The organism is Variovorax sp. GrIS 2.14, from assembly GCF_046115955.1.
Lineage (GTDB): Bacteria > Pseudomonadota > Gammaproteobacteria > Burkholderiales > Burkholderiaceae_C > Variovorax.
The window spans coordinates 137,513-148,911 of record NZ_JBJXIA010000003.1 but is presented as its reverse complement, the minus strand read 5'-3'; the positions used below and the strand labels follow the sequence as shown (position 1 = coordinate 148,911).

Below are 11,399 nucleotides of genomic sequence, written 5' to 3'. Positions count from 1 at the left end.
ATGACCATCGCGCAGCTTCCATCGATTACGGAATGCCGGCTGTGGCACGTCGACCTCGACGCTGCCGCCGCGCCGCAAGCGCGTGAGTGCTTGTCGGCCGATGAAAGCGCCCGCGCGGCGCGCTTCGTATTCGAGCGCGACAGTCGCCGCTACGTGGCGGCGCACGTCGCGCTGCGCGAAACGCTGGCGATGGTGACGGGCTCGACCGCTTGCGACCTGGCATTCGATGTCGGCGCATTCGGCAAGCCATCGCTCACTGCGCCGTCGGCGCTCCGCTTCAATCTCAGCCACAGCGCGGGCGCCGGCCTCATCGCGATCGACGACAGCGACAGCGCTACGGAGATCGGTGTCGACGTCGAGGTGCTGCGGCCGTTGTCCTATTCCGCAGCGCTGGCGGCGGAATACTTCACTGCTGCCGAACAACAAGGCCTAGCGGCTACGGCCCCCCCGGATCGCGACCTCGCGTTCCTCACCTGCTGGACGCGCAAGGAAGCCTGCGCGAAGGCGCTCGGACTTGGCCTGAGTATCGACACCTGTTCTTTCGAGGTAGGCGTGAATCTCGAGTCCCGAGACGTCGATATGGTCGTCGACGGCAGGACAGAGACATTGCGGGTGCACTCGTTCAGGCATGGTTCCGACCTCGTTTGCGCGTTCGCCAAAGTGGTCGTCGAAACGCCTTCCAAAATGATCCCCACCAATGCATTGATAGAAAGGGAATTCGCGTGATCCCCTTGCTCTTCGGGCAACCGTCACGACAGCTATTCGGGCTGTATCACACTCCCGAAAAAAGCAGTGACTTAGCCGTGCTCATCTGCCCTCCTTTTGGGCAGGAGGCCATTCGCACCCATCGCTTCTTCCGGGTTTTGTCAGACCGACTGGCGCGCAGCGGCGCCGCGGTGTTGCGCTTCGACCTCTATGGCAGTGGCGACTCAGGCGGCGCCGACCTCGACGGTGACTTTGAAGGCTGGTGGCGCGACATCTGCACGGCGCACGACGAACTGCAGCGCCACGCTGTCGGCCGACGCGTGGTGTGGCTCGGCTCGCGCATGGGGGCGACCTTGGCGGCCATGGCCGACCGAAGCGGCCTTTGCGACCCCGAGCGAATCATCCTTTGGGATCCGATTTTTGACGGAGCGCGCTACATGGAAAGCCTGCGACTCGCGCATGTCGAAGCGCTCGAGCGCTCTTATTTCATGCCCGACCGCGCGTGGCGCAAGCGTCTTGAAAACGAAGCCGAGGCTTACACCGACGAAGTGCTCGGTGTCGCCATTTCCCCCCAATTGCGCCAGCAGTTCCGTTCGCTTGTACCGGGGGCCGTCAAGGCACCGACGCATCGAACGGTGATGCTGGCCGATCCAGACGACCACACGGCGAACAAGTGGGCGCAATCGGCGATCGCCAACCATGCGCCCCTGCGCATGGCCAGCTTTCGTCACTCCCTGGACTGGACGACAGATCCGAACGCCGAGAACCCGGTGGTTCCCGGTGAAGCTGTCCAACGTTTACTGGCAGAAATAGATGAATGAAGTCAAAGAATTTCCGGTGCTTTTCGGTAGCAATGGTTCGTTGCTCGGGATGATTTCGACGCCGGCCGGCGGTGAGGTCGAACCCGTTGCCTGCATCTTCTACAACATGGGCGGCAACCACCGCGTCGGTCCACGCCGTATCAACGTCAAGCTGGCGCGCCAGCTGGCGGAGGCTGGCGTCAGCAGCATTCGCTTCGACCTCGCCGGGTTGGGTGACAGCGGCCCGGCGACCGGCGCCCGAACCTTCATGGCGCAGGCCATCCTCGATGTCCAGGCGGCCATGGACCAAGTCCAGGAATCGCTCGGCATCCAGCGCTTTATTTTGATGGGCTTGTGCTCGGGCGCGCCGAGTTCACTCGAAGCCACGGTCGTCGACCCCCGCGTGGTCGGCCTGCTGCAGTTCGACGGCTATGCGTTTCCGGGACGCCGTGCGCGTTGGGAGCGCGCCCTGCGTCGTGCGCTGTCGGTGCCCACCAATCCGATCATGATTCTGAAGACGGTGCGCTGGATCAAGCGCAAGTTGTCGGGCCCCGGCGCGCTCGAAGGCGAAATCTTCACCGCGGGCACGCTCGAAGACAAAGCAAAGGTCTTCGTCGACTGCATGAATATCGTGGCCGAGCGCAACATTCCGACGCTGCTGCTGTACACGGGCACCCTGAATTCGGTCGATCGGCATCTTGACCAGCTCGGCCCCTTTGCCAACGAGAAGTTCGCCAAGCACGTCGAATACGTTTTCATCGGCGAGATGGACCACAGCCTGACCACGCAGGCCACGCAGCGAATGTTTCTCAAAGTGGTGGGCGACTGGACAATGCGCGCCGTGCACGGCCTGACCTCAGCGGCAGTGAGGCCTGCAGCGAAGTCAGAGTCGAGCACCAGCAGTTTCGGCGCACTCACCGCGATACCGAACCCAAAGCGCACGGCGTCGCGTGCGATGGCGACAAGCCTCTAAAGCCCTTGGTCCCGCGTCAGACCGCAACGCCAGGCGCTGGCTTGACAGCCGCCTCGCCCGGCAGCGTCTGCATCGGTCCGGTACCGCTGTAGCGGTCGAGCGCCAGGTAGATCGCAGGCGTGATGTAGAGCGTGATCACCTGGGAGAAAAGCAGCCCGCCGACCACTGCGACGCCCAGTGGCTGACGCAGTTCCGCTCCGGCGCCGAGCCCGAGCGCCAACGGCAACGCGCCCATCAAGGCGGCCAGCGTCGTCATCAGAATCGGCCGAAAACGCAACCGACACGCTTCGCGAATCGCATCGACCGGCGACATGCCTTCATTGCGCTGCGCGTCGAGTGCGAAGTCGATCATCATGATGGCGTTCTTCTTCACGATGCCGATCAACAGCAGGATGCCGATGGTCGCGATCAACGTCAGGTCGAAACCGAACAGCTTGAGCGACAACAAGGCGCCGACTGCCGCTGAAGGCAGCCCGGCCAGAATCGTCAGCGGATGGATGTAGCTCTCGTACAGCACTCCGAGCAGCACGTAAATGACGAGCACCGCCAGGATGAGCAGCACGGCCTGGCTCGACTGCGAACTCTGGAACACCGCTGCATCGCCACCGTAGCTGGTGATGATCGACGGCGGCATCTTGATCTCCGCCGTGAAGCGGTCGATCTTGTGGGTGGCATCGCCGAGCGGGACGTTGGGCGCCAGATTGAACGACACCGTCACCGCCTGCAGCTGACCCTGGTGGTTGACCGAGGTGGGCCCGACCGTGCGCTTGACGGTTGAAAACGCCGACAGCGGCACCAGCTGACCGGCGCGGTTGCGCACCGACAAACGCGACATGTCGCCCTCGAACTGACGGTCGTCGTCGGAGGCCGAAAGAATCACCTGGTAGGTATTGCTGGCGCTGTAGATGCTGCCGATCTGCCGGTCGCCATAGGCGTTGTAGAGGGCGGTACGCAAGTCGCCGACCGACACACCGAGCACGCCCGCCTTGTCGCGATCGATGTCGAGCGTGGCCTGCAGACCGCGATTCTGCGAGTCGCTGGTGACGTCGCGAAAAGCCGCATCGCCGCGCATGCGCTCCATGAGCTTGTTGGCCCATTCGCTCATCTCGCCAGCGCTCACACTTTGCAGCGTGTACTGGTATCGCGCCTTGCTCTGGCGCCCGCCGAGTTGCAGGTTCTGCACCGGCCGCATGTACACGGCAATGCCGGGGATTTCACGGAAGCGTTTTCGCAATGATTCGAGCACTTGCGCCATCGGCGGGCGCTCGCTGCGGGCCTTGAGTACGGCGAACAATCGACCGGAATTCTGCGTAGCCGTCGGACCACCGACGCCGACGAACGAGTTGACGTAATCGACGCTCGGATCTTTGCCCAGCGTTTCGGCCACGCGGTCTTGCAGCACCTTCATCGCGGTGAAGGAAATGTCTTCGGCCGCTTCGGTCGTTATCTGGATCTGGCCGATGTCTTCCTCGGGGAAGAAGCCTTTGGGAATCGTCACGAACATCCACGCGGTAAGCACGAAGGTCAATGCGGCGATGCCGAGCATCACGGGGCGGTGCAGCAGAGTCCAGTCGAGCGTGCGCATGTAGTTGCGGTGCACCCATTGGTAGCCACGCTCGAAGCCGCGGCCGATGGCGGTGCCAGGCTCGGGATGCTGCTCTTCATGATCGAGCACGTCTTCCTTCACCGTCACCTGCTTCAGCAAGCGGCTGGCCAGCATAGGCACCAGTGTCAGCGACACGATGGCCGAGACCAGCACGGCGAGCGCCACGACCACAGCGAACTCGTGAAACAGCAAGCCGATGACGCCCGGCATGAAGAACACCGGGATGAACACCGCCACCAGCGAGATCGAGATCGAGACGATGGTGAAGCCCACTTCGCGTGCGCCGCGCAGCGCTGCTGCGTAAGGCTCCATGCCTTTTTCGACGTATCGCATGATGTTTTCGAGCACCACGATCGCGTCGTCGACCACCAGCCCGACCGCCAGCGTGATGCCGAGCAGCGAGACGTTGTCCAGGCTGTAGCCGAAGGCATAGAGCAAGGCGACCGCGCCGACCAGCGAGATGGGAATCGTCGCCGCCGGAATCAGCGTCGCGACGATGCGATGCAAGAACAGGAAGATGACCAGCACGACCAGCAGGATCGTGCCGATAAGGGTGAGCTGCACGTCGTGCACGGCTTCGCGAATCGACAGCGAGCGGTCGTTGACGAGATTGATTTCGACCGACTGCGGCAGCTCCGCACGGAAGCGCGGCATGAGCGCGCGCACGGCGTCGACCACCTGCACGGTGTTGGCGTTCGGCTGGCGTTGCACCGCGAGCGAAATCGAGCTCTGACCGTTGAAACTGCTCGCCGTCTTGACCGATTCGAAGCTGTCTTCGATGGTCGCCACTTCGTCCAGCCGCACCGGTGCGCCGTCGCGTTGGCCGACGATGAGCTTGGCGAAGTCGGCCGCCTTCATCAGCTGCTGGTTGGCCTGGATGGTCAGCGTCTGGCGCGGGCCGTCGAGCACGCCGACGGGCGTGTTGGCGTTGGCCGAATTCACCGCCTTCGCCAGCTCGTCGAGTGTGATGTTGCGCGCGTTGAGCAGGTTCGCGTCGGCCTTGATTCGCACCGCGAACGCTTTGCGGCCGTACACGCCGACCTGCGCCACGCCGTCGATGGTCGAGAGGGTGGGCGAGATCAGGTTCTCGGCGTAGTCGTTGAGCTCCGCCGGGTTCATCGACGGCGACACCAGCGCGATGAACAGCACGGGTGCGTCGGCCGGGTTCACCTTGCGGTACGACGGCATCTGCGTGAGCTCGATCGGCAACTGCCGCTGTGCGCGCAACAGCGCAGCCTGCACGTCCACCGCCGCGGCATCGATGTCGCGGGAGCTGACGAACTCGAGAGTGAGCGAGGTCACGCCCTGCGTGTTGACCGAGCTGATGGTCTGCAGCCCTGGAATGGTCGAAAACTGCTTTTCCAGCGGCAGCGCGACCGAAGACGCCATCGTGTCGGGGCTCGCCCCCGGCAACTGTGCCGACACGTTGATGACCGGCGTGTTGTAGCTGGGCAGCGCGGCGACCGGGATGTTGAGGTACGCAAAGATGCCGATGACCACCACCGCGGCCGACAGCAGCACCGTCATCGCCGGACGGCGGATGCACAGCTCGGAAATGTTCATGCGCGGTCCCTCGCCTTGGGATCGACTTGTGCAGGCGACAGCGCAGCCGGCGATGCCGAGCCGGAGGACGCGGGAGATGACGTATCGGGCGACTTGTCAGGCGACCGGCCCGGCGCAGCGGCCGGTGCAGCCGCTGCTTCGATGCGCACCTTGCCGCCGGGACGCACGTTCTGCTTGCCTTCGATGACGACCATCTCTCCCGGCTCGACGCCACGCACCACGACCTGCGTGCCGAAGGTGTAGACGGTCTGCACCTTGCGTCGCGTGGCCGTCTGATCGGCATTGACGACATACAGCGCATTGCCTTCGGCCAGCATCATGACGGCCGCGGCAGGGACCACTGTCGCATCGGGCAGGGTGCGCACGATCACGCGCGTTTCGACGAACTGCCCGGGCCACAGGCCCTGGTCGGCGTTGTCGAAAACGGCTTTGGCGCGCACCGTGCCGATCAGCGGATCGACCGTGTTGTCGACAAAGCTGAGCGCGCCGGCCAGCGGCTCCTTGCGGCCCTTGACCACGGCTTCGACCCTCGTCTTCGCGCGGGCGGCGGCCAGCAAATCCTGCAGTTGCCCTTCAGGCACCGGAAAGCTCACAGCGATCGGGTCGAGCTGCGTGATCGTCACCAGCGTGCCGGCCGGCTGCACCAGCGTGCCCGGGTAGATGTTGACGGCACCGATACGCCCGGCGATGGGCGCTCGCAGCGTGGAATAGCCGAGCGCGACTTGCGCCGACTGCACTGCGGCGCGATCGGCCGCGACCGCCGCGCGCTGGGCTTCGAGCTGCGACAGCGTCGAATCGGCAGCACTCTTGGCAATGAAGTTCTGCGCCACCAGATCCTGGCTGCGCTTGTACTGGCGCTCCAGGTCGGCCATCGTCGCCTCGTCTTTTTGCTGCTGGGCACGGGCCTTGGCCAGATTGGCCTGATCCGGCCGCTGGTCGAGCGTGAAGAGCAACTGGCCGGCTTTGACGAACTGGCCTTCCTTGACGTGCACCTCGCTCACCGTATTGGTGACTTGGGGCCGCAGATCGACGCTGTTGAGCGACACCACGCTGCCGTTGACCTGCACCGTGACCGGCACCGTTTGCTTCAACGCGGCAGCGACTGTGACCAAGGCCGGCGCGCCTGCGCCGGGTACGCCGGCGGCCGCGACCTTCGCGGCGGTGTCGCGCGAATGCGATCCCGACCACCACCAGGCTGCCCCTGCGACGGCGACGACGAGCACACCGGTCAGGGCGCGGGAGGCATTCTTCTTCATGGGGACGTTTTCATAGGGTCGAAAGGCGGCGTTCGCGGGCATGGGCAGGGGCGCTTGCTATTGGAGCAGTGGCCCGGCAACCCGTCCATAAAAGGTTTCTTTATAAGTCTGGCGAAATGTGAATCAGCACACGGACATGACCATCGCACCAGGGAACATGCAAGATCGGCGCCGCTAGAATCTCAGCTTCCCACAGCCTCTGGATGTACCCCATGAAACGCTGCAAAAACTCCCCTAATGCTCATATTTTAATAGCGCTCTGCGCTGTGCTGGCGCCTGCTGCGGCGCTCTTTACTGTCGATGCGCGTGCTCAGGCAGTGCCGGTGCCACAGACCCAGTTCGAAGCAGAAGCCGGCGGCCGCAACTTTCCGATCGGCACGCTGCGCGGCAAGTTCATGGTGCTCAATCCGCCCGAAATCAAGCTCGACGGTGACCTGGAGCGCATGTCGCCGGGTGCACGCGTTCGCAGTGCGCAAAACATGCTGGTGATGCCCGGCGCGATCGTCGGCCAGAACTTGCTGGTCAACTACACGCGCGACGCCTCCAACCTCGTGTCGCAGGTGTGGATCCTGACACCCGACGAAGCGCGCGCCGACCGCGAATCGGCTGAAAAGCCCTTTCTGAATTTTTGGCCTTTCGTGGCCAACAGCGGCCCGCGGGACGACGGCAAAACACCGTTCGACCAGTTACCCAAATACGGCGAATAAAGCCGGCAAATAACGCCGGCGAACCAGGCCGCGCTTCCCGCGCCGCTCTACCCGCCCCACTGTTCTTGCTGCTGAACATCGATCGCCCACCGTGCGGCGCTCTCAGCCCTCATCCGTCTTCAGCTTCCCTCCTTCAAAGCGGTCGCATCGCGCATTCCATGTCCAAAAAAGTCTTTATCAAAACCTTCGGTTGCCAGATGAACGAGTACGACTCGGACAAGATGGCCGATGTGCTGCACGCCGCCGAAGGTTACGAGCAAACCCAGGATGTCGATGAAGCCGACCTCATCCTCTTCAACACCTGCTCGGTGCGCGAGAAGGCGCAAGAGAAGGTCTTCAGCGATCTCGGCCGCGTGAAGCACCTGAAGGCCAAGGGCGTGAAGATCGGCGTGGGCGGTTGCGTGGCGAGCCAGGAAGGCGAAGCCATCATCGCGCGCGCGCCCTATGTCGACATCGTGTTCGGCCCGCAAACCCTGCACCGCCTGCCCGAACTGTTGAACCAGCGCGCGGTGCAGGGCCGGCCGCAGGTCGACATCAGTTTTCCAGAGATCGAAAAGTTCGACCATCTTCCGCCGGCACGCGTCGACGGCGTCACCGCCTTCGTATCGATCATGGAAGGCTGCTCCAAATACTGCAGCTACTGCGTGGTGCCTTACACCCGTGGCGAGGAGGTGAACAGGCCGCTCGACGACGTGCTCGTCGAAGTCGCCGGCCTGGCCGACCAGGGCGTGCGAGAGGTCACGCTGCTGGGCCAGAACGTCAACGCCTACCGCGGCAGGATGGGTGACACCAGCGAGATTGCCGATTTCGCACTGCTGATCGAATACATCGCCGAGATCCCTGGCATCGAGCGCATCCGATACACGACCAGTCATCCGAACGAGTTCACGCCGCGGCTGATCGAGGCCTACGCGAAGGTGCCGAAGCTCGTCTCGCATCTGCACCTGCCTGTGCAGCACGGCAGCGACCGCATCCTGATGGCGATGAAGCGCGGCTACACGGCGATGGAATACAAAAGCACGGTGCGCAAGCTGCGCGCCATCCGTCCCGAGCTTGCGTTGAGCAGCGACTTCATCGTCGGCTTCCCTGGCGAAACCGACGACGACTTTGCCAATACCATGAAGCTGATCGACGACTGCCGGTTCGACGCGAGCTTCAGCTTTATCTTCAGCCCACGTCCCGGCACGCCGGCAGCGCAGTTGCACGACGACACGCCGCACGCAGTCAAGCTGGCGCGGCTGCAAACGCTTCAGGCCGTCATCGACGGCAATGTGCGGCGCTTCGGTGAAGCGATGGTGGGCAGCACGCAGCGGGTGTTGGTCGAAGGCAGGTCGCGCAAGGATGCGAACGAACTCATGGGACGCACCGAGTGCAATCGGGTCGTCAATTTTGCAGCGCCGCCACGAAGCCTGCAGATGCCTGAGTTGCTGGTCGGCCAGATGCTCGACCTGACCATCACGCGGTCGCTGGCCTACACGCTGCGTGGCGACGTGGCAACGCGTGAATCAGGGGCCGCAATGCCGGCCCCTGAGGCTCACGCAGTGCTCGCCGCCTGATGGCGAAATTGCCTTCGGCGCGCGGCTCGTTCCAGCAACTGCTGCTCTTTGCGTTTTTGCTGATCACCGCCCTGCTGGTGGGTGTGGCGGTGCGCTCGGTATTCCAGTACGACCTGTTGATGACGCAGAGCCGCGACGCGGCGGCGCGCGCCGTCACGCTGTCGGGCGCCGCCCAGTCCCTGGCCGAGCGCAGCGCCGCGATGGAGCGCGCCGGCCGCCAGTCGCTGGTGCTCAACGACGCGGTGCTGCGGCGCCGCTTTACCGATGCCGAGCACGACGCGAATGGCGCGCTCGACAAGCTGGTGCAAAACGACCTTGGCGTGCCCGCCGCCGACGCCTGGCGTCAGCAGCTCAATGTCATCAACGACCTCATGAACGGCAGCCCCGACAGCGCCCTCACGCGCGAAAGCTCGATGGCGGTGCAGTTTCGCGATCTCGATGCGCTCAACACCAACATCGCGCAGCAGGCGCAATTGCTGATCGAAACGCAAAACAGCGCGCTGGCGACGCGCATCGAGAACGCCCGCAAGCGGCTGATGCGCCAGGTCATCGCCGCGAGCGTGCTGGCGGTGACGCTGGCGCTGGCGTTCGGCGTGTGGCTGGCGCGACCCTTCAAGCGGCTCGAACGCGCCATCGTCGGACTCGGCGAAAACCGGCTCGACGTGCCGATCGACATTCGCGGGCCGGCCGACGTGCGCCGCGTATCGCAGCAACTCGAATGGTTGCGCTTGCGGCTGACCGAACTAGACGCCGACAAGGCACGCTTCCTGCGCCACGTCTCGCATGAACTCAAGACACCACTCGCCGCGCTGCGCGAAGGCGTGTCGTTACTGGAAGACGGCGTGACCGGCGCGCTCAATCCAGCGCAGCGTGAAGTCGCGCAAATCCTGCAACAAAACACAGTGGCGTTGCAGGGGCAGATCGAAGCCCTGCTCCGCTTCAACGCAGCCGCGTTCGAAGCTCGCGAACTGCGGCGCGAGCGGACCGCGCTTTTGCCACTGATCGAAGAGCAGATCGATTCGCAGCGCCTGCAGTGGCAAGGCCAGGGCCTCACTGTGCGGGCGAGCGGCGAGCCGCTCATGATCACGGTCGACCCGGTCAAACTGGGCACCGCCATCGCCAACCTGCTGTCGAACGCCATTCGGTTTTCGAGCCGCGGCGGCACCATCGCCATCGAGGTGTCGAGCACGCCGGAATTCGCGCGGATCGACATCGGCGACGCCGGCCCCGGCATTGCGCCGGGTGATCGCGACCGCGTGTTCGAGCCGTTCTTCCGGGGCGAGCGTCAACCTGAGCATGCGGTGAAGGGAACGGGCATCGGACTTTCGATCGTGCAGGAGTACATTGCAGCTCACGGTGGTCGTGTCTCGCTGCTGCCCGATGGCCCCGGCGCCCGCTTTCGCATCGAGCTGCCGCTGACCGTCTGACGCCACGCCGGTATTCACCCGTACCTTCACGCCCGAACTTCACACCTTGCATTCCGTTTTGCACGTTCTCACGCGCCGTCTCAAGACCATGTCTTTTTCGATCGTCCGCTGGTCATCCGCCGCTTTGATGGTGTCCGTGACGCTGGTCACGCCGTTGTGGCTGGCAGGCTGTACCGTCGCGCCGAGGCAGCCTGCTGCCGAAGCCAGCGTCAGCCCTCCGGCGCATGCCGCGGTGCCGCCGTCACCGCCGGCGGTGCAGCCGGTCGAGGTGGAACCCACGCCGCCCGCCACGCAGCCGGCCTCGATCTTCACGCTCATCACGCAAGGACCGGTCGCGGCGATGCTTCAGTACAGCGAAAAAGTGCGCGGGATGAGTGGGGGCGAGCTGTCGACCGAACTGCAGCGCGTCGGCGATCCGGGCGATTCGCCCACGACGCAGATGCAGGTTGCATTGGTGCTTGCGCAGACGCGCGTGCCGGCCGATCTCGCCCGCGCCATGGGTTTGCTGCAACGGGTTTCGACCAGCAACGCATCGGACGCAAAACCGCTTCAACCGCTGGCCCGCGCTTTGGCATCGCGCTATAACGAACAGCGCCGTGTCGAAGACGACCGCGATCGCCAGGTTGCACAGTTGCGCGACGCCCAGCGCCGCATCGACCAGCTCAACGATCGCATCGAGGCGCTGCGCGCCATCGAACGCAGCTTTGCGCGCCCTGCCGCCAATGCGCCGACCGGCTCGGGCACGCCGGCCGGCGGTGCCGCACCCGCCGCCAACTCCGGCAACGGCGCAAAGCCTGCGCCTTGAC

The 11,399-nt window shown here is 64.3% G+C and carries 9 protein-coding genes; 7 read left to right on the top strand and 2 right to left on the bottom strand.

What is annotated here, in order from left to right; all coding sequences use genetic code 11:
- From RCH10_RS06785 to RCH10_RS06775, 3 genes are all read left to right on the top strand, one after another.
- Nucleotides 1-726 carry a 4'-phosphopantetheinyl transferase family protein gene (locus tag RCH10_RS06785; RefSeq protein WP_409051802.1) on the top strand — a complete coding sequence of 242 codons (726 nt, stop codon included), beginning with the start codon at nucleotides 1-3 and terminating at the stop codon, nucleotides 724-726.
- Nucleotides 727-803: 77 nt separating this feature from the next.
- Nucleotides 804-1,526, top strand: a complete 723-nt coding sequence (locus RCH10_RS06780) for an alpha/beta fold hydrolase (RefSeq protein ID WP_409051801.1) — start codon at nucleotides 804-806, stop codon at nucleotides 1,524-1,526.
- The gene (locus RCH10_RS06775) at nucleotides 1,519-2,478 is read left to right on the top strand and encodes a hypothetical protein (RefSeq protein WP_409051800.1); all 960 of its coding nucleotides are present in this window, start codon (nucleotides 1,519-1,521) and stop codon (nucleotides 2,476-2,478) included. Before RCH10_RS06780 ends, RCH10_RS06775 begins: the two co-directional genes overlap by 8 nt.
- 16 nt (nucleotides 2,479-2,494) lie before the next feature.
- Here the strand turns inward: RCH10_RS06775 and RCH10_RS06770 are convergent, their stop codons facing one another.
- Nucleotides 2,495-5,647, bottom strand: a complete 3,153-nt coding sequence (locus RCH10_RS06770; protein ID WP_409051799.1) for an efflux RND transporter permease subunit — start codon at nucleotides 5,645-5,647, stop codon at nucleotides 2,495-2,497.
- On the bottom strand, nucleotides 5,644-6,903 hold the full coding sequence (locus RCH10_RS06765; RefSeq protein WP_323494828.1) for an efflux RND transporter periplasmic adaptor subunit: 1,260 nt from the start codon (nucleotides 6,901-6,903) through the stop codon (nucleotides 5,644-5,646). The genes RCH10_RS06770 and RCH10_RS06765 overlap by 4 nt, the downstream gene beginning before the upstream one ends.
- Nucleotides 6,904-7,115: 212 nt before the next feature.
- Here RCH10_RS06765 and RCH10_RS06760 point away from each other — a divergent pair, with 212 nt between their 5' ends.
- The 4 genes from RCH10_RS06760 to RCH10_RS06745 all read left to right on the top strand — a co-directional run bounded on the left by RCH10_RS06760 (nucleotide 7,116) and on the right by RCH10_RS06745 (nucleotide 11,398).
- The gene (locus RCH10_RS06760) at nucleotides 7,116-7,610 is read left to right on the top strand and encodes a hypothetical protein (RefSeq protein ID WP_409051798.1); all 495 of its coding nucleotides are present in this window, start codon (nucleotides 7,116-7,118) and stop codon (nucleotides 7,608-7,610) included.
- A 158-nt stretch (nucleotides 7,611-7,768) separates the two neighbouring features.
- Nucleotides 7,769-9,166, top strand: coding sequence for a tRNA (N6-isopentenyl adenosine(37)-C2)-methylthiotransferase MiaB (gene miaB / locus RCH10_RS06755; RefSeq protein ID WP_409051797.1), 1,398 nt, complete (start codon nucleotides 7,769-7,771; stop codon nucleotides 9,164-9,166).
- Nucleotides 9,166-10,593, top strand: coding sequence for a sensor histidine kinase (locus RCH10_RS06750; protein WP_409051796.1), 1,428 nt, complete (start codon nucleotides 9,166-9,168; stop codon nucleotides 10,591-10,593). The genes miaB and RCH10_RS06750 overlap by 1 nt, the downstream gene beginning before the upstream one ends.
- An 88-nt stretch (nucleotides 10,594-10,681) precedes the next feature.
- Complete coding sequence (locus tag RCH10_RS06745) at nucleotides 10,682-11,398, top strand: hypothetical protein (protein ID WP_409051795.1); 717 nt, start codon at nucleotides 10,682-10,684, stop codon at nucleotides 11,396-11,398.
- The last annotated feature ends 1 nt before the right edge of the window (nucleotide 11,399 follow it).

Coding starts and splice junctions, on each gene's coding strand:
- RCH10_RS06785 (WP_409051802.1), top strand. CDS start 1: ATGACCATCGCGCAGCTTCCATCGATTACGGAATGCCGGCTGTGGCAC.
- RCH10_RS06775 (WP_409051800.1), top strand. CDS start 1,519: ATGAATGAAGTCAAAGAATTTCCGGTGCTTTTCGGTAGCAATGGTTCG.
- RCH10_RS06770 (WP_409051799.1), bottom strand. CDS start 5,647: ATGAACATTTCCGAGCTGTGCATCCGCCGTCCGGCGATGACGGTGCTG.
- RCH10_RS06765 (WP_323494828.1), bottom strand. CDS start 6,903: ATGAAGAAGAATGCCTCCCGCGCCCTGACCGGTGTGCTCGTCGTCGCC.
- RCH10_RS06760 (WP_409051798.1), top strand. CDS start 7,116: ATGAAACGCTGCAAAAACTCCCCTAATGCTCATATTTTAATAGCGCTC.
- miaB (WP_409051797.1), top strand. CDS start 7,769: ATGTCCAAAAAAGTCTTTATCAAAACCTTCGGTTGCCAGATGAACGAG.
- RCH10_RS06750 (WP_409051796.1), top strand. CDS start 9,166: ATGGCGAAATTGCCTTCGGCGCGCGGCTCGTTCCAGCAACTGCTGCTC.
- RCH10_RS06745 (WP_409051795.1), top strand. CDS start 10,682: ATGTCTTTTTCGATCGTCCGCTGGTCATCCGCCGCTTTGATGGTGTCC.